At 68.9% G+C, this 17,293-nt stretch carries 14 protein-coding genes and 1 pseudogene; 8 read left to right on the forward strand and 7 right to left on the reverse strand.

All coding sequences use genetic code 11. The annotated features are described in order from the left end of the window. Positions 1-1,194: pseudogene (locus E6C70_RS17295) on the forward strand (DUF11 domain-containing protein); the annotation flags it as partial. Between the two features lie 86 nt (positions 1,195-1,280). Then, positions 1,281-1,922, forward strand: coding sequence for a DUF4232 domain-containing protein (locus E6C70_RS08085; protein WP_136424045.1), 642 nt, complete (start codon positions 1,281-1,283; stop codon positions 1,920-1,922). A gap of 21 nt (positions 1,923-1,943) precedes the next feature. Here the strand turns inward: E6C70_RS08085 and E6C70_RS08090 are convergent, their stop codons facing one another. Further along, positions 1,944-3,032 carry an LLM class flavin-dependent oxidoreductase gene (locus E6C70_RS08090; protein ID WP_136424046.1) on the reverse strand — a complete coding sequence of 363 codons (1,089 nt, stop codon included), beginning with the start codon at positions 3,030-3,032 and terminating at the stop codon, positions 1,944-1,946. A gap of 111 nt (positions 3,033-3,143) precedes the next feature. Between E6C70_RS08090 and E6C70_RS08095 the strand changes: the two genes are divergently transcribed. Next, entirely contained in the window at positions 3,144-3,581 is a 438-nt protein-coding gene (locus E6C70_RS08095) for a YdeI/OmpD-associated family protein (protein ID WP_136424047.1), read from the forward strand. A gap of 26 nt (positions 3,582-3,607) precedes the next feature. Here the strand turns inward: E6C70_RS08095 and E6C70_RS08100 are convergent, their stop codons facing one another. After that, on the reverse strand, positions 3,608-3,868 hold the full coding sequence (locus E6C70_RS08100) for a glutaredoxin family protein (RefSeq protein ID WP_136424048.1): 261 nt from the start codon (positions 3,866-3,868) through the stop codon (positions 3,608-3,610). A 141-nt stretch (positions 3,869-4,009) separates the two neighbouring features. Further along, on the reverse strand, positions 4,010-7,522 hold the full coding sequence (locus tag E6C70_RS08105) for a TM0106 family RecB-like putative nuclease (RefSeq protein ID WP_136424376.1): 3,513 nt from the start codon (positions 7,520-7,522) through the stop codon (positions 4,010-4,012). 113 nt (positions 7,523-7,635) lie between these two features. Between E6C70_RS08105 and E6C70_RS08110 the strand changes: the two genes are divergently transcribed. Continuing rightward, entirely contained in the window at positions 7,636-8,256 is a 621-nt protein-coding gene (locus tag E6C70_RS08110) for an asparagine synthase (protein WP_136424049.1), read from the forward strand. A gap of 51 nt (positions 8,257-8,307) precedes the next feature. On the opposite strand, the gene E6C70_RS08115 is transcribed toward E6C70_RS08110, so the two are convergent. Beyond that, entirely contained in the window at positions 8,308-9,759 is a 1,452-nt protein-coding gene (locus E6C70_RS08115; protein ID WP_136424050.1) for an MFS transporter, read from the reverse strand. A 49-nt stretch (positions 9,760-9,808) separates the two neighbouring features. Further along, positions 9,809-11,152 (reverse strand): M20/M25/M40 family metallo-hydrolase, encoded by a 1,344-nt coding sequence (locus tag E6C70_RS08120; RefSeq protein ID WP_136424051.1) that lies wholly within the window; start codon positions 11,150-11,152, stop codon positions 9,809-9,811. 102 nt (positions 11,153-11,254) lie between these two features. Here E6C70_RS08120 and E6C70_RS08125 point away from each other — a divergent pair, with 102 nt between their 5' ends. Next, entirely contained in the window at positions 11,255-11,488 is a 234-nt protein-coding gene (locus tag E6C70_RS08125) for a hypothetical protein (RefSeq protein ID WP_136424052.1), read from the forward strand. A gap of 31 nt (positions 11,489-11,519) precedes the next feature. Here E6C70_RS08125 and E6C70_RS08130 read toward each other — a convergent pair whose 3' ends face one another. Next, the gene (locus E6C70_RS08130; RefSeq protein WP_136424053.1) at positions 11,520-12,344 is read right to left on the reverse strand and encodes a TspO-related membrane protein; all 825 of its coding nucleotides are present in this window, start codon (positions 12,342-12,344) and stop codon (positions 11,520-11,522) included. 120 nt (positions 12,345-12,464) lie between these two features. Here E6C70_RS08130 and E6C70_RS08135 point away from each other — a divergent pair, with 120 nt between their 5' ends. Then, entirely contained in the window at positions 12,465-13,949 is a 1,485-nt protein-coding gene (locus E6C70_RS08135) for an MFS transporter (protein WP_136424054.1), read from the forward strand. Between the two features lie 39 nt (positions 13,950-13,988). On the opposite strand, the gene E6C70_RS08140 is transcribed toward E6C70_RS08135, so the two are convergent. Continuing rightward, a complete protein-coding gene (locus tag E6C70_RS08140; RefSeq protein ID WP_136424055.1) occupies positions 13,989-14,609 on the reverse strand; it encodes a TetR family transcriptional regulator C-terminal domain-containing protein in 621 nt (206 codons plus the stop codon). Between the two features lie 73 nt (positions 14,610-14,682). Here E6C70_RS08140 and E6C70_RS08145 point away from each other — a divergent pair, with 73 nt between their 5' ends. Further along, positions 14,683-16,203: a purine-cytosine permease family protein gene (locus E6C70_RS08145; RefSeq protein WP_136424056.1), complete on the forward strand. Its 1,521-nt coding sequence runs from the start codon at positions 14,683-14,685 to the stop codon at positions 16,201-16,203. Beyond that, the gene (locus E6C70_RS16840; protein ID WP_136424057.1) at positions 16,200-17,276 is read left to right on the forward strand and encodes an agmatine deiminase family protein; all 1,077 of its coding nucleotides are present in this window, start codon (positions 16,200-16,202) and stop codon (positions 17,274-17,276) included. Before E6C70_RS08145 ends, E6C70_RS16840 begins: the two co-directional genes overlap by 4 nt. Positions 17,277-17,293: the final 17 nt, after the last annotated feature.

The raw sequence follows: 17,293 nt of genomic DNA on the forward strand, positions 1-17,293 counted from the left end.
GTCGTCGTCACGAACAACGGACCCAACGATGCGACCGGTGTGGAGGCGTTCGACTCGAACCTGATTCCTGCGGATCTGGTCGACGTGACCACATCCCCGGGCACGAGCTTCGACATTGCCACGCGCATCTGGACGATAGGGAACCTCGCGTCCGGCGCCAGCGTGACGCTGCAGGTAACCGTCCTTCTGGACCAGAGGTATGGCTGGTTCCGCAATGTCGTCGTCGTGAACTCGTCCACCCCCGATCCGGACACCACTAACAATGTGTCGTATGCCGACCTGTTCATCCCGGCAGCCGACATCGCCGTCACGAAGGTGGTCGACAAGCCCGCCGTGTTCGTTGGTGACCCGGTGACCTTCACCATCGGCGTGTCGAACCTCGGACCCGACCCAGCCACCGCCGTGAGTGTCAAGGATCTGCTGCCGCCGGAGTTCACTTTCGACAGCGCCACACCGTCCGTGGGCAAATACGACCCGGCAACAGGGGTATGGACGATCGGCGACATTGATCCGGCAACGCTCCCGGCGCCCGCCGCAGGAACGCTGCAGCTGAGCATCGTCGCCACAGCCAACTCGCCGGGCCGCGTGACCAACACGGCGATTTCTGATCGCACCTCTCAATTCCCATTCGATCCGGTGCTGGCGAACAATACTGCTAACGCGGAGGTGCAGGTCGACGCGCTGCCCGCCCAACTCACGATCACGAAGGCCGTGTCGCAGGCATCTGTTCCGGTAGGTGGCGCAGTGACGTACACGATCGTCGTCGGCAACCTCGGGCCGGCAGCCGCAGCGGATGTCGTCCACACCGACTCGTTCCCGTCGGGCGTGCGGCCGACTGCCGTCCGCGGAACAGGATGCGCGATTGCCGGGCGGGACGTGACGTGCGCGATCGGCACGCTCGAGGTGAACGGGACCTCGACGATCGAGGTGGACGCCATCGTCGACGACGTGGGCACCTTCGTCAACACGGCGTCCGTGACCACGAGCACACCTCCGGTCACGCCGGGCGTGGTCGAGGCGTCAGCGACGGTGACAGGCGTGGCCGTGCCCGTACCGCCCGACGCTGGCGGCGGGGGTAGTGGGGGGCTCGCGCACTCGGGCGTCGACCCCAGTCTGCCGGTCGGGTCGGCTCTGGCTCTCGTCCTGCTCGGCCTGGTGTTGATGAGCCTTCGACGGCGACGCCTCGATCCCTGACGCCGCGCAGGCCTCGGGAAGTCCAGGTGACGCGATAGTCGGCCTGCCGCACCGAACACCTGCGGTAGGCCTGCCATCATCGAGGAATGGTCGACTCATCCACAGAACAGCCGCCGCAGCGAGACACCAGCAAGATCGTGCTCGTGGTGGTGGCCATCGTGCTGGCCCTGGCGCTCGTCGGCGTTCTCCTGTTCGTGTTCCTGAGGCCGGCAGGCGGGGTCGCTCCCACCTCATCTCCCACCGCCTCGCCGTCACCGTCTCCGTCCGGGAGGCCGACTCCGACCTCGTCTCCCGCTCCCACGGACGCCCCGGGGGCTCAGACGTGCACGGTCAACGAGCTATCCATCCAGCTCGGTGCGCCGGACAGCGGGGCGGGAACGACGGTGGTGCCGATCATCTTCAAGAACACCGGCGGCCGCACGTGTCAGATCGAGGGCTACCCCGGCGTCTCGTTCGTGGGCGGTGGCAACGGCACCCAGATCGGTGCGCCTGCCAGCCGGGACGCCAGTGTGGCGATCACTTTCCACGAACTCAAACCGGGTGATTCCGTGCAGAGTCCACTCCACATCACTCAGGCGGGCAATTACGACACCTGCGGCACCGAGACGGCCGACGGGTTGCGCATCTACCCACCGCACTCCTACGACGCCGTCTTCGTCGCCACCACCGCGTACAAACCGTGCACGGATGCGTCGGTCGACCTCATGTCGGTGCAGCCGGCGCAGTAGGCTCCGCGCGGGGCTTGAGGATTACGGCCGTGAGGCGCTCAGTTCGCGGCTCGACGCCGAATCGGTGAGCAGAGCGCCAGCCATCAACTCCAAGGTCTGTTCGCGGCCGGGCGTGCTATCGAACGGCTCATCCTCGCGGGACCCCGAGATGGGCGAGATCATCACCTCGTCAACGCCGTAGCGCGTCGACAGGTCCCGGATCGCGTCGGCTGCTGCATCCGGCGAGCCGATCACCCAGCGGCGACGCATCGCCTCGACCAGCCCGGTGACGGCGGTGTCGGTCGGCGCCGACGCGCTCGCATCGACGCTCTCGAGGGCGGTCAGCGGACGGCCGGTGCGCATCCGGGCCATCGCGCGCATCTGCGGCAGCGCACGTGACAGCGCCTCGTCCTCCGTTGGCGCGACCGAGGCGTTGAGGGTCAGGAACGTCTGAGGGGTCGGATGCTGTTCGCTGGGCTGGTAGCCGGTGCGGTAGAGCTCGAGTGCCCGCTCGATTCCGTCGCCCGAGAAGTGGTACGCGAACACGTAGGGCAGTCCGAGCTGGGCGGCGAGCTGCGCCGAGTAGTCGCTCGAGCCCAGCAGCCACAGGGTCGGAACCCCGCCCGCCGAGGGTGTCGCGTGAACGGTGTACTCGTTGCCGCTCGTCATCCGCAGCGCAGCCCCACCCGGATGCAGCAACGCGAGAATGTCGCCGATGTGGTCGGGGAAGCGATCGACGTCGGCGGTGGGTCCGGTGATGCGCAGCAATTGGGTGATGACCGGATCGCTGCCCGGCGCGCGACCGATGCCGAGGTCGATACGGCCGGGTGCCAGGGCCTCGAGGGCGGCGAACTGCTCGGCCACGACGAGGGGTGCGTGGTTCGGGAGCATCACGCCGCCGGAGCCGACGCGGATGCGGTCCGTCTGCGCGGCAACGGATGCGATGAGCACCGGAGGGGTGGTCGAGGCGACCGCCGGCATGTTGTGGTGCTCAGCGAACCAGTAACGCTCGTAGCCGAGGCGATCGGCGAGGCGAGCGAGGGCGACGGACGCCGACATCGCCTGGGCGCTGGACTGGCCCGAGCGCACGGGAATCAGGTCGAGGACGGAGAGGCGGAGCGGAGAAGCCATCACAAGAAAGGAACGTGGCGATAGATCGACCTATTCCGTGCGCGTGTGGCCGCCCCCTCGCGGATGTGGTTCGGGCGTGACACGTCGGTAGCAGGCGGTAAGACTGAGATCATGCATTTCTCAACGACGATGTCGCAGATGGGCAACAACACCGGCATCGAGGTACCTCCCGAGGTGATCGATTCCTTGGGCGGCGGCAAGAGGCCGGCGGTCACCGTCACGGTCAACGGCTACACCTACCGCAGCACGGCGGCAGTAATGGGCGGTCGACACCTCATCCCGTTCAGCTCGGACAAGCGGGCAGATACCGGAATCGCTGGAGGCGACGCCATCGAGGTCGACATCGAACTCGACACCGAACCGCGCACCGTCGAGGTGCCCGACGATCTCGCCGCCGCGCTCGCGGCCGTCCCCGTGGCGCAGGAGGCCTACGATCGCCTGTCACCGAGCGCGAAGAAGGCGCACGTCACCTCGGTCGAGTCGGCCAAGACCGACGAGACTCGTCAGCGACGCGTCGAGGCGGCGGTGGCGAAGCTCGCGGCGTCCTGACGGGCTCGCCGGTCGAGCAGTCGGCGTCAGGCCGCGATGCCCTCGAGCTTGTCGCGCAGCTGCGCATCCGTCGGCTCGACGAAGTGGTCGCCGTCGGGGAAGACCACGACGGGTATCTGCGTCCGTCCACTGATCGCCTTGGCGCGGTCCGCGCCGTCCTCGACCCGCTCCAGGTCGATGTAGTCGTACTCGACGCCCAGGCGTTCGAGCAGCGCCTTGGAGCGGATGCAGTCGCGGCACCAGTCGGCGCCGAACATGGTGATGCGGTCGAAGTTCTCGGCAGTCATCATTCCAGCCTAGGTTCGGTTGTCTGAGCATCCGCCGTATCGGCCGGAGCTCACCGAGCCGTTCGGATCTCGGCCCGCCGGTCGGCGCTCGTCCGGCCGGGAAGCGCTCGTCCGGCCGACGGTCCGCGCTGGGCGGTTCGGTCAGCTCTCGACGAGCCGGATGAAGGCGCTGAGGTCGGCCACCCCGCTCGGGGTGTGGGGGAGGTACTCGGTGAGCTCCGGCGAGTGGACCAGGTAAGCCGCCCACTGGGCCCGTGAGACGGCGACGTTCAGTCGGTTCCTCATGATGAGGAATTCCATGCCGCGCGGAACATCGGATGCCGACGACGCAGCGAGCGAGACGATGGCGATGACGGCCTCGCGCCCCTGGAACTTGTCGACCGTGCCCACGGGGACGTCGCCGAAGCCGGCCCGGGTCAGTTGCTCGTGCACCAGCACCAACTGGGCGTTGTAGGGCGTGACGACGATGATGTCGTTCGGAGCGATGGGGCGAGACTCCCCGTCAGGGGCCTCGCGCCACCGAGTGCCGACCAGCGATCGCACCAGCTCGACCACCGTCGACGCCTCCTCGGGTGAGGCTGTCGAGTTGCCGTTGTGCTGCACCGGCACCGGGTGAAGGCCGGGGGAGACGCCATCCAGGGCGCGTTCGGCCGCGCAGGGGTGCGAGCGGAGCGCACCGGCATACGAGAGGTGCGACACGGGAGCGGCGAGCGCGGGATGCAGCCGTCGACTCTCGGCGAGGAAGTAGCCGAACGTGGGTGGCAGCACGTCGTGTCCGTCGGCGACCCAGCCGAGGGCGGAGTGGTCGATCGGCTCGGGGTGGGTGCCTTGGCTCACCTGGGGGAGCTGTTGGGGATCGCCGAGGAGCAGCAGGTTGCGCGCACTCGCACTGGCGGCGAGGGTGGATGCGAGCGAGAACTGGCCAGCTTCGTCGACGACGAGGAGGTCGAGGCTGCGGCGCGGGAAGCGCGTGGAGTGTGCGAAATCCCAGGCGGTGCCACCGACGACGAAGCCCGTCGCGAGGTGATCGACGGCGAACCGACCGACCGCATCCTTGCCCTGAAGCTGGGTGAAGTTGTGCTGAGCCGTGTCACCGTTCTTGAGCGACTTCCCGACGAGGGCCGGATCGAGGCCGGCATCCGGCAACCGGTCCAGCAGGTTCTCGACGACGGAGTGGGACTGCGCGACGACGCCGATTCTCCAGCGGTGATCATTCACCAGACGGGCCATGACGTGCGAAGCGAGATAGGTCTTGCCGGTTCCCGGCGGCCCCTGCACGGCGATGTAGGAGTCGTCGAGGTCGAGCAAGCTCGCGACCACCGCCGTCTCCATGCTGCTGCCGAGGGGGTCGACGAGTTCGCCGCGTGCGGAGCGAGGCGGACGTCGGCGGAGGATGTCGCTCATCGCATCGGACGGCCAGACGGGCTGTGTTCGAGCGACCCGGTCGCCCCATTCGGCGATGGACGCCTCGAGGGCGGTCGTCTTGGGTGGCGCCCCGGGAACGACGGCGGTCGGGAGAGCCCGGTGAGGCGCGGCACTGCCCGGCAACACCTCGAGGATGCGCACCCCGTCGTCGAGGACCTCCATGATGCGGGCGCCGCGTGCGACGCGATGGCCGGGCTCAGCCCTGCCGTCTTCCACCTCGCCATCCGGTTCGTACAGGAGGAAGACGTCGGAGTTCGCGCTGAGACGGGTGCCCGGCCCGAATCGGCCCCGCAGCGTGATCTCGCGGCGCTCGTTGCGTGAGCCATCCGGTACGTACCAGCGGGTGTCCACCCCGCTGACCGACTCGTCGACCACGAGTACGTCGCGGGTGTCCTCCCACTCACGCACCGGCTGCTCGAGTCGGTAGTAATGCCCCCACCAGAAGCTCTTGCGCTCTCGTTGGTAGTAGTCCACGGCAGCGGATGCCAGAGCCAACGCTGCCTGGTCGGGGCTGCGATGGTCGACCGACGCGTCGCCGGACCCCGCCAGGTGCGCCAGCTCGATCGCGAGCGGCGACTGGGCGTACTCCTGACCGGTACGTGGCGGGCGCGGCGCCGGCTCGAGGCCGGCCTCGGCCGCCAGCGACAGCAGCCAGTCGCGCAGGCGCAGGGTGGAGACGACGTCGTAGCGGTTGTAATCGGCGATGGCATCGAGGATGTCCTGCGCCCCCGCGGCGTCGCCGGTGTCGGCGAGCTCGCGCGAGCGGACGTACTCGATGATCGAGTCGGCCGCATTGGTGACGCCGGAGCGCAGTTCATCGCCCATGTAGAGCGGTTCGAGCTTCTTGATGGAGTACGAGCGACTGCCGACCAGGAGCGCACGCTTCACCACCGGGTACAGGTCGATGAGCACCCCGTCGACGAGCAGCTGATCGACCCGCGCCTCTGCGGCGCCATGGCGGGCGGCGATCGACAGCAGGTGAGTGCGCTCGTAGCTCGCGTAGTGGTAGATGTGCAGGTCGGGATGGGCCGCGCGCCGCTCCTCGACGAAATCGAGGAAGCGCTCGAGCGCGACGCGCTCTTCAGCGAAGCTGTGCGCCCAGAACGTGGTGAACTGGTCGTCGGTGTCGAGTACGCCGAAGAGGTAGTCGAGGCCCCAGCTCACGCCGGCCCCCTCGGTGTAGAGCGGGTCGCCTTCGAAGTCGAAGAACAGGTCGCCGACGTCGGGCGGGGGGATGGCCGTGAGCGCTCGCGCGTCCCGCACCTCGACGGGAGGGGCGAGGTGGACCGAGTCCGGATCCGCTCCGCGTGACGCGGCCTCAGCTCGTGCGGCTTCGGCGTCGTGTTCCGCGGCAACCTGCAGGCGTGCTTGGACGGCGAACGTCTCGGCGGTCGCCCTGGCCATTCCGGGCACGGGGGACTCGCCGCCGGCTGGCAACTGCAGCGAGGCGAGCTGGTCGATCGTGTCGATGCCGGCCCGGTGCAGCGCGTCGCGCTGGAGCACTCGCATGCCGGCCACCAGCAGCACGTCTCGATGGGCGTCGACTTCGGCTGAGCAGGTCTCGCAGCGTCCGCAGACGGTATACCGCGGGTCGCCCCACTCGACCGGGCCGGAGGCCGCTACCCGCTCGTCGACGATGCGCAGCAGTCGCTCCCGGCGCTTCGCGGAGACCGGACGGATGTCATCGACCCGATGCTCGCTCACGCTCCCGTCGCCCAGCAGCAGCTGGACCGTCTCGTCGACCGGCACTCCGATCGCCTCGAGCTGGTCGACGTAAGCGACCACCTGCATGAGCGCGGTGACGCGTGCGCGGCGGGCGAGCTTGGTGTCCTGCACCTGGTAGCGCCCATCCGGCCGCCGCACGATGAAGTCGGCGTAGCCCAGGAACGCGCCGTCGAAGAAGGTGGCCTGGAACACGACGTCGGCGCCGCCTGCGAAGGCGGCCCGCGTCGCCTCGGTGGCGTACCGAAGGTCCTCGACGACGAGCGGGTGCGGACGAGCGATCTCGACCACGCCCGCACCGAACCGCTCGCGATAGTCGGCCAGCACGCGGTCCTCGTGCCGGTCGCCGAGGCGCGCGGTGCGCTCGAGCATCGCATCCGCGGCGTCGGGGACCGCATCGATGCGCCCGAGCTTGGCGTCGAGCCGTCGGAGGAAGGCGAACTCGCACTTCGAGGCCGTCGTGAGGTCACTCGCGCTGGTGACGACGGTGTCGTCGAGCAGGAACATGCCAGCAGCCCTCCCGCCGCATCCGTGGTCGTGCTCAGACACTATCCCCAGCCACCGACATCCCCTCCCGCTACGCTCGATGGTGGTCGTCGATGGTGCTGAAGGGAGGACGGATGGGTCTGTTCCGTAAGCGCGACCCCGAGCGTCGGTCCCGCATGAAGCCGTTCGACCGTAAGGCCCTGTCAACGCCCGAACCCATCCTTGAATCCGACGCCATCGAGGAAGGCATTCTCATGGCGGAATATTCAGCGCGGATGGCGCTGAAGAACCGCATCCTCGTGGCCGTTCTGGGCGAGGGCGACGACTTCGAGGAGGTGGACTTCGTCGACGACGCACGCGACGTGCTCACGACCATCGCCGAGCAGATGACGGCGGGAGCCGACCTGGCCGTCGACGAGCGGCGTGAAGCGGCCGAGAAGGCCGGACGTGGTGACTCGATGCACGACTACCACGAGGCGGACGTCGAGAATCTCGAACTGCGGGAGGCCACCAGTCGCGCGGTGGCGGCCGAACTCGTACGCCGAAGCCGCGACGCCGAGACCCTTCCCGCGTTCATCTCGCAGGCGCGGGAGGACGCCTGGCACGACGTGGCCGCAGAGATCTCGGCCAAGCTCGACCTGCAGCGACCGGCCTCGGCCCTCGACTCCCGCTACCGACGCACCCGCGAGCAGCGCATGCGCATGGTCAAGAACGTCGACCTGTCGCGTCTGGAGCAGGAGCGTCTGAACTACTGACGCACGTCGCCCGCCGTCCTCCCACTCAGACGGCGGCGAGCGGGACCAGCCTCATACGACGATGGGCTCCTCCACGCGGGCGTCCTGGAAGGCAAGCTTCGGCACGAACACCAGGCAGACGGCGGCGACGAGAGCGGTGACGCCGCAGACGATCCACACCGTCATGTAGCCGCTGAGCGAGCCGGCCGTCCCCGTTGAGGAGCCGGCCGCGTCGCCCACCCGCGAGAGCAGCGCGATGCCGAACACGCACGACGCGATCGCGCCGCCCACCGTCTTGACCGAGTTGGTCAGTCCCGTGGCCACACCGGTCTGGTGCGCGGGGGCGGCCGCAGCGGCGGCGGATGGCAGAGCAGCGACCAAGGCGCCGGAGCCGAGACCGGCGATGACCATGTTGGCCAGCACCTGCCCGTACCCGTCGTGCAGCGGGACGAACAGCAGGTAGCCCACGGCCACCAGCAGGCTCGCCCCGATCAGGGCGATGCGGGGTGTCACGAATCGCGTCGCGACGGGGAACAGCAGCGCCCCGACGATGAGCGAGAGCAGGTAGGCGCCGATGAGCACGGATGTCTGCCCGCTCGTCGCCGAGAGCCCGTATCCGTAGGAGGACGCGTCCGTGCGCGCGAACGTCGAGAGCGGAGCCTGCGCGCCGAGCACGCTCACGCCGAACAGGCCCGCGGTGAGGAAGACCGGCCAGAGCGCCGCGGAGCGGAACATGCGCACGTCGATGAGCGGATCGGCCTGCCGCAGCTCGTACCGGCTGAAGGGGATGAACAGCAGCACTCCCACCACGACGACCGCCCACGACAGCACGTCGCCGGGGCCGTTGATGCGCAGGAAGCTCAAGCCGCCCGTGAGTGCCAGCAGCGCGAGCGAGACCAGCACGAGCCCGCCGGTGTCGAAGCGTCCGCCGGCGAGATCGGGCGACTCCTTCACGCCGAACAGCACGACGAACAAGCAGATCGCGACGGCGATGCCGGGCAGGATGAGCACCCACCTCAGGTCCATGCTGTCCACAAGTTGTCCGGCCACCAGCGCGCCGGCGATGGCGCCGATCTCGAGTGCGGCTACGAGCAGCCCGGCGGCACGTCGGGTCACCGCGGCTGGGGCATCCGTCGTGCGCGACCGCGAGAACACCAGCGCGATCTCGAGCGGCAGCCAGACGCTGTAGAAGCCCATCAGCGCCCACGCGATGAGGTACACCCAGAAGCTGTCGGTGAACGGCAGGGCGAGCGCAGCGACGGCGGTGAGTCCCATCGAGACGACGAGCATGCGCTTGTGGCCCACCATGTCGCCGAGCTTGGCGAACGCGGGGATGACGAGCGCCGAGACCATCAGCTGTGCGCCCTCGAACCAGTTGACGTCAGCGTCGTGGATGCCCAGGTGCCGCGCGATGTCGGTGAGGAGGGGCACGTAGTAGCCCTGCAGGATGCCGCTGGTCAGTTCGACGACGGCGAGGAATCCGACGACTCCGGCGACTGGTCCGAGCTTGATGGCGCGGCTCATCCACTCTCCTTGCTTCAGTGCAGGATCACACCATAAGGCACCCGGCGCGTCAGGCCGGTATCGAGCGGATGAGGTGTCGATAGAAGCGCTCGCCGCGCTCGAGGCTGTCGATGGTCACGAACTCGTCCACCCCGTGGATCGCGTCGCGTTGCCGCTGCGTCATGAGCAGCGGGGCGAAGCGATAGGTGGCCGGCGAGAACACGTGGTAGTACCGCGAGTCGGTCGCCGACATCTGTACGTAGGGCACCGTGACGGCCTCGGGGTACGTCTCCGACACGGCGGAGCGGATGAGGGCCCACTGCGCGTTGTCGGTCGCCGATTCGGGCGACGCCTCCGTGCCTTCGACGACGGAGACCGAGACCTGCGGGTCGCGGATGACCCGACGGATGCTCGCCACCGCGTTCGCGATGGAGTCGCCGGGCGCAAGGCGCACGTTGAGGGTGGCCGACGCCTGCGACGGCAGCACGTTCGAGGCCGTCCCTCCGGCGAGCATCGTGACAGCGACGGTGGTGCGCACCATGGCGGCCGGCTCCCCGCCGAGGGCGGCGAGGACGCGCGCGGTGACGGGTGGAACGGCGGCGAGCGCTCGGGTGATGCGCCGCGGCCGACCCTCGGTGTGCTCGGCGAAATGGGAGAACATGGCACGGGCCGACGTCGACAGGCGCGCGGGGAACGGATGCCGCTGCAGCCGCCGGACGGCTCGCGCGATGCGGGTGGTGGCGAGCTCCCTGCCCGGAGCGGAGGCGTGGCCGCCCGCGCCACGGGCATCGAGTCGCAGGGTGAGCACGCCCTTCTCGGCGACGCCGACCATCGCCGCGGGCAGCGGCACGATGGGCAGCGGCGCATCCGTCACCGCTCCGCCCTCGTCGAGCACCAGCCAGGGACGGATGCCGCGCTCGCACACCACGGCTGCCGTCGCCTGCGCGCCTTTGCCGTGGCTCTCCTCGTCGCCGCCCAGGCTGAGGTAGACGTCGCGCTCGGGCTGGAATCCTGCCGCGAGCAGATTCTCCACGGCGTCCAGCAAAACGCACAGCTGCCCCTTGTCGTCGAGCGTTCCGCGACCCCAGACGCTGCCGCCGGCGATGGTGCCGGAGAACGGCGGGTGGGTCCACGGGTCGGTCTCGTCGACCGGCACGACATCCCAGTGCGCCATCAGCATGACGGGCTCGTCGGAGCGCCGGCCCGTCCAACGGAACAACAGCCCGACTTCGGCGAAGACCTCGAGGGTCAGCTCGTCGTGAACACGCGGGTACAGCTCGCGCAACAGGGCTCGGAACTTGTCGAAGGGTTCAACGCCGCGGATGTCGCGCTCGGCCGAGACGGTCGGCACGCGCACCATGCGGGCCAGGCGCTCGGCGATGTCGGGTCGAACGGATGTGCTGGCCTCGATCATGCGTCCACCCTAAGTCGACGGATGCCGTCGGGCCCGCGCCTGCAACACGCCACGCCCGCCGTGGTCCGACCGATGTCGGCGGGTGGTTCTACCGTTTCTCCCATGAGCAGCCACACGATCCAGACACTCTCAGCACCCCTTCCCTACGCGTGCCCCGAGTGCGGTTCAGGCAGCACGGTGCAGGTCATCTACGGTCTGCCCGACGTCGACCTGTTCGACGCGGCGGATGCCGGGTTCGTCATCTTCGGCGGCCACATCTTCGAGGCGGAAGGGCCGACGCGGGAGTGCCGCGGCTGCCACGCCGAGTGGCGCGAGGTCGACGGGTATCCGGTCTGAGTCAGGCGGGAGATGCGACAGGTAGCGGAGGTCAGGCGATAGGAGGTTCCGTGGCGACGTACCGCAGTCGCGCGACGGCTGTCACGACGATGATCGCGACGACGGCCACGATGGCGGCGATCGCGGTGGGTGCCGACTGGGGTTGATCGGCGAGGCGCGCCACCGCGACCCAGGCCAGTCCCCAGCAGAGTGAGAGAGTCGGAGCGATCCGTCCCTCGAAGAACACGGCGAGCAGCACTCCGACCAAGCCGGCCACCGCGATGATGACGACGGCCCACACCTCGGGTGCGATGCCCCATCCGTTGAAGCCGGCCGCCTTCAGCGCCGCCGTGATGTTGGCCGCGGTCGCGACGCATACCCAACCGAGGTAGAGCCCGATGGTCCCATCGGTGATGACGGCATCGACCCGACTCGACGGCTCGGTCGCTCGGGCGCGCACGAACGCCACGATGAGCACGACGAGCAGGGCGACGATGACGGGGACGCTGAGGGCCAACGCGTTGAACTGAACGCTGAGGATCCACGCCGCGTTGAGCAGCAGTGATGCCGCGACCCAGTAGCCGATCGAGCGTTGGCGCTCGGCCGATCGTTGACTGGGAAGGAACTGCCAGACCGCGTAGACCAGCAACCCGAGGTAGATGACCGACCAGATCGAGAACGCCCCGGTGCCGGGCGCGATCAAGGTGGCGTCGGCGGCGAGCGCCCCGCCCGATGCCTCCTGGATGGGCGTGCCGCCCGCGGCGCCCGACCCGATGAACGAGCCGACGACGGCGATCCCGGCGCTGACCGCGACGACGATCTGGCGGGTGACGTCTGACGCGAGCGTCGAGCGAGCCGGTGCTGCAGTGGCGGTCATGATTCCTCCCAATCGCTAACCATGTTAGCTAATTTCGACCCGGGTGGGCACGGTGTTCCAAACGTTCCCGCCCCTGGCAAGGACCCGCTATCGCCCACTGACAGTCATAGTGTGGAAGAGATGACGACCGACGCGCTGGGAACCCGATCGATTCCGATCAGCCATCAGGCGCGCTGGCGGGCGTATTGGGTGTGCGTGGCCGTCGCGGGCCTCACCATCCTCGACCTCTCCAAGGTGAACGTCGCCCTGCCCTCGATCGAGAAGGGCTTCGACGCCACCTCGACGGAGTTGCAGTTCATCGTGTCGGGTTACGTGCTCACCTTCGGACTGGCGCTCGTTCCGTCCGGTCGGCTCGGCGACATCCGTTCGCGCAAGGTGTTCTTCGTCGTCGGCCTCAGCATCTTCACCCTCGCGAGCGTCGCGTGCGCGATCGCGCCGAGCAGCACGGTGCTGCTGATCGCGCGGCTCATCCAGGGCGTCGGCGCCGGCATCCAGATGCCCCAGGTGCTCGGGCTCATCCAGGAGTTGTTCCAAGGCAAGGAACGCGCGAAGGCGTTCGGCCTGTTCGGGGCCATGATCGGCATCGCCACGGCGTTCGGCCCCACCATCGGCGGCCTGCTCATCGCCATCGGCGGAGCGACGGATGGCTGGCGCGCCATCTTCTGGATGAACCTCCCGCTCGGGGTGATCGCCATCGTGCTCTCGGTGTGGCTGATTCCACAGACGCGCACCAAGTCGAAACGGGCGGCGCAGCTCGACGGCGTCGGTGTGCTGATCTTCGCCGTGACGGTCATCGCGCTGATGTGGCCGTTCCTGTTCACGACGGGGTCGGGCTCCGACGATCCGGCGCGCTGGTGGCTGCTGGTCGTCTTCGTTCTCGCGCTTGCCGGATTCATCGCGTGGGAGCGTCGTTACGCGGCGACCGGGCGCGACCCGCTCGTGCCGCTCTCGCTGTTCTCCATCTCGTCGTACCGCAACGGGACGCTGCTCGTCACGGTCTACTTCGCCGCCCTCCCGTCCGCGTTCCTGCTCACCACGCTTTACCTGCAGCAGGGGCTGGGCCTGCCACCGGTCTTCGCCGGCATGGTGACCATCGGGTTCGCGCTCACGAGTGCCTTCTCGTCCTGGCGCGGCGGGGTGCTGGTGCAGCGATACGGCCGCGCTCTGGTGGTGTTCGGCCTGAGCTTCGTGCTCGTCGGTGCTGGTCTCCTCGTGTGCGCTGCGCTGTTGACGCCGCCGGAGTGGACTCCGTGGGCGATGGCGGCGGCGATGTTCGTCGCGGGCATCGGGGGCGGTCTCGTCGTCTCCCCGAACCAGACGCTGACGCTCAACGACATCCCGGTGCGACAGGGAGGCCTCGCCGGGTCGGTCGGCCAGCTCGGTCAGCGCATCGGTACGGCGATCGGCTCCGCCGTAGCACTTTCGCTGTTCTACTCGACGCTCGCCGCGCAACCGAAGAGCGAGAGTCAGCTCGGCCAGTTCCACCACGCATACGGCTACGGGATGCTGTCGGTCGCCCTGTTCCTCGCGATCGCCTTCGTGGTGGCGGTCGTCGACCTGGGCAAGCGCATCCGAGCGCGGAACGAGGACGATCCCGACGATTGAGGTCGTCCGTTGGCCGAGACCCTCGCACCGGCGTGCGCGTCAGCCGAGCGCGCCCGTCGGCAGGCCGAGCTCGTTCTCCATCGCCCGGTAGACCAGCCGCCCGCGGTCGCGCGCGCCACCGTAATGCACGAGCGCGTGCGAGTTCACGCCGTCGATCATGCCGAGGAACTGCCACGCGACCAGTTCGGCGTCCTCGGCCGTGAACTCGCCGGCGTCGCATCCGTCGCGCACGACGTCGACCACGGCCGCCTGCCAGCGGTCCATCACCTCGCGCACCGCCTCCGCGAGGGCGGCATTTCGACGACCCATGCTCCACGCATCCGCCCACACCGCCGTCACGTCGTCGCGCCCATCGTCGAGCAACGTGGCGATGAGCGCCCGGAGCCGGCCCGTTGGGGAGGGTTCGGTCGCGACCAGCGCGAACACCTCGTCGATCTCGTCGAGTGTGATCACCGAGAACGTGCGCGCCACCAGTGCGTCCATACTCGGCTCGTAGTGCGCGACGAGAGCAGGGGCGACACCGGCGCGCGACGCGACCCCGCGCAGGGTGACGGCCGGCAGTCCGCCCTCGAGGGCCACTTCGCGCGCGGTCGCGCGCAGCGTTGCGGAGCGCTCGTCGGGCGAGAGTCGCGCGGCCCGTCTACGGTCGGGTGTTGACATCGTGCCCCCAGTGTATGTAACGTCTCCCCATCTTATTGATCATGTGATCAATAACCCAGAGTCGGGAGAGATCATGAGCGTCGCCGCATCGCAGGCACCCGCCAGTGCCGAGGGGCTGCCGGAGATCCGCACGGATGCCGCCGGCCACGTCGAGGTGCGAGGCACCGATCACATCCCGGCCGACGAGCGCCACGGCAAGCCGCGCGAGCTGTTCTGGGTGTGGCTGTCAGCGAACGTCGTCTACCTCTACTTCGTCATCGGCGGGGTACTCGTTCTGCTCGGCCTGGGCATCTGGGAGGCACTGGCCGTCACCGTCCTGGGCAACCTCTGGTGGATCGCCGTCGGCTGGCTGGCCGTCAGCGGGCCGGCATCCGGGACCCCGAGCGTGACGATCATGCGCGCGATGTTCGGCGTCCGCGGCAACCGGGTGTTCGGGGCCGGCCTCGGTGTGGTGATCGGCATCTTCTTCGAGGTGATCAACATCGCCTTCGCCACCCTCGCCACGATCGCGCTGCTCGCGCACCTCGGCATCGGACTGCCACCGGGTGGCGAGTGGGGCGTGCTCGTCGTGGTCGCTGCCCTGAGCTTCGGCATCAGCGTCTACGGGCACGCGACGATCATCAAGCTCAGTCCCATCTTCACCATCGCGCTCGCCGTCTGCTTCGTGCTGCTCGGCGTCTTCGTCATGCAGGCCGCGCACTTCGACTACACGCCGGCTCCGCTCTCGGGCGGCGATCACTGGGGAGCCCTCATCCTCGGATTCGCCGTCGTCGCCGCGAATCCGCTGTCGTGGGGAACGGGCGCCGACTACGCGCGCTACCTGCCCGCATCCGTGTCGAAGAGGGCCGTGATGGGGTGGACGGCGCTCGGCGGATTCCTGCCCGCCGTGCTCATCGCCGCACTCGGGGTGTTCGCGGGTACAGCCGTCGACATGACCGACCCGCAGCTCTCGCTCGCGCAGATCGTGCCGGCCTGGTTCTACCCGGTGTTCCTGTTCGTCATCGTGCTCGGCAGCATCACCAACAACGTGTTGTGCGCCTATTCGACCGGCCTCTACTTCCAAGCCCTCGGTGGTCGGCTCGGCCGCACCCCGCGGGCGTGGACCGTCGTCATCACGGGCCTCGTCGCCACCGCCATCGCTGCCTACCCGCTCTTCATCGCCCCGAACTTCCTCGACACCTTCAATTCCGCCCTCGAGCTCAGCGTCACGGTCCTCGGTCCGCTCGTCGCCGTCTACGCGGTCGACATCCTGGTGCGCCGCAACCGCTACGACGGGCTCGCCCTCGAGGACCAGAGCCCGACGAGCCCGTTCTGGTACCGCGCGGGCATCTACTGGCCGGGTGTCATGGCCATGGTGATCGCGTCGACGCTGGCCGTGCTGATGGCCAACACGACGCTCTACGAGGGTCCCATCGCACAGGCCCTCTCGGGCGCGGACCTCTCCGCGATCGCCGGACCGGTTGTGGCCGGTGGCGTGTACGCGCTGCTCTGGTTCACCACCAGGCCCTACCGTGAGGTGACGGCCCGACCGACCGCACTGACGGTGGATGCTCCGGCATCCGCCACCACCGACGCAACGGAGGTTGCAGCATGAGCTGGAGTATGCCCGCGGAGTTCGCCCCGCAGGACCGCGTCTGGATGGCCTTTCCGCGCGACGGGTACACCCTCGGGGATGACGCGGAGGACGCCGAGCTCGCCCGCCAGGCCTGGGCGAACGTCGCCAACGTCGCGGCCGAGTTCGAGCCGGTCACGATCGTCGTCGACCCGAGCGCCCGGGCGCACGCCGCGCGGCTGCTTTCGGGCGAGATCGACCAGGTCGAGGCGCCCCTCGACGACTTCTGGATGCGCGACATCGGGCCATCCTTCGTCGTCGACGGTGACACCGGCGCGCTCGGCGCGGTCGACTGGGTGTTCAACGGATGGGGCGCCAACGCCTGGGCGACCTGGGAGAACGACCGCGAGATCGGCACCCTAGTCGGCGAGGCGGCCGGCGCGAGCGTGCTCGGCTCGATGCTCGTCAACGAGGGCGGCGGCATCCACGTGGATGGCGAGGGGACGGTCATCGTCACCGACACCGTGCAGCTCGATCCGTTCCGTAATCCATACGCCACCAAGGCGCTCGTCGAGCGCGAGCTCGCCCGCACCATCGGCGCGACGAAGGTCATCTGGCTCCCCCGCGGCCTCACGCGCGACTACCTCAGCCCGGGCACGCGCGGGCACGTCGACATGGTCGCCGCGTTCGCGGCACCCGGCGTGCTGCTGATGCACGCCCAGAACGACCCGTCTCACCCCGACTACTCCGTCACCCGCCAGCTGCGCGCCGTCGTCGACGAGGCGACGGATGCCGCGGGTCGCCCGTTCGACGTCATCGAACTCCCGGCCCCCGAGACCGTGCGCGACCACGAGGGCTTCGTCGACTGGAACTACGCCAACCACCTCGTGGTCAACGGCGGAGTGCTCGCGTGCGGCTACGGCGAGCCGGCGGCGGACGACCGCGCAGCCGGCATCCTCGCCGATGCCTACGGCCGCTCGGTGGTGACGGTCGACGCGCGACCGATCCTCGCCCGGGGCGGCGGCATCCACTGCATCACCCAGCAGCAGCCCAGCGCCCTCCGCGCCGAGGTCGCCGACGCGCTCGCGCTCGAAGCCGACGAGGTCGTGGCGTGATCGACGTCGTCGAGGCG

This window comes from Orlajensenia flava (assembly GCF_004801905.1).
In the GTDB taxonomy this organism is placed as follows: Bacteria; Actinomycetota; Actinomycetes; order Actinomycetales; family Microbacteriaceae; genus Orlajensenia; species Orlajensenia flava.

Coding starts and splice junctions, on each gene's coding strand:
- E6C70_RS08085 (WP_136424045.1), top strand. CDS start 1,281: ATGGTCGACTCATCCACAGAACAGCCGCCGCAGCGAGACACCAGCAAG.
- E6C70_RS08090 (WP_136424046.1), bottom strand. CDS start 3,032: ATGGCTTCTCCGCTCCGCCTCTCCGTCCTCGACCTGATTCCCGTGCGC.
- E6C70_RS08095 (WP_136424047.1), top strand. CDS start 3,144: ATGCATTTCTCAACGACGATGTCGCAGATGGGCAACAACACCGGCATC.
- E6C70_RS08100 (WP_136424048.1), bottom strand. CDS start 3,868: ATGACTGCCGAGAACTTCGACCGCATCACCATGTTCGGCGCCGACTGG.
- E6C70_RS08105 (WP_136424376.1), bottom strand. CDS start 7,522: ATGTTCCTGCTCGACGACACCGTCGTCACCAGCGCGAGTGACCTCACG.
- E6C70_RS08110 (WP_136424049.1), top strand. CDS start 7,636: ATGGGTCTGTTCCGTAAGCGCGACCCCGAGCGTCGGTCCCGCATGAAG.
- E6C70_RS08115 (WP_136424050.1), bottom strand. CDS start 9,759: ATGAGCCGCGCCATCAAGCTCGGACCAGTCGCCGGAGTCGTCGGATTC.
- E6C70_RS08120 (WP_136424051.1), bottom strand. CDS start 11,152: ATGATCGAGGCCAGCACATCCGTTCGACCCGACATCGCCGAGCGCCTG.
- E6C70_RS08125 (WP_136424052.1), top strand. CDS start 11,255: ATGAGCAGCCACACGATCCAGACACTCTCAGCACCCCTTCCCTACGCG.
- E6C70_RS08130 (WP_136424053.1), bottom strand. CDS start 12,344: ATGACCGCCACTGCAGCACCGGCTCGCTCGACGCTCGCGTCAGACGTC.
- E6C70_RS08135 (WP_136424054.1), top strand. CDS start 12,465: ATGACGACCGACGCGCTGGGAACCCGATCGATTCCGATCAGCCATCAG.
- E6C70_RS08140 (WP_136424055.1), bottom strand. CDS start 14,609: ATGTCAACACCCGACCGTAGACGGGCCGCGCGACTCTCGCCCGACGAG.
- E6C70_RS08145 (WP_136424056.1), top strand. CDS start 14,683: ATGAGCGTCGCCGCATCGCAGGCACCCGCCAGTGCCGAGGGGCTGCCG.
- E6C70_RS16840 (WP_136424057.1), top strand. CDS start 16,200: ATGAGCTGGAGTATGCCCGCGGAGTTCGCCCCGCAGGACCGCGTCTGG.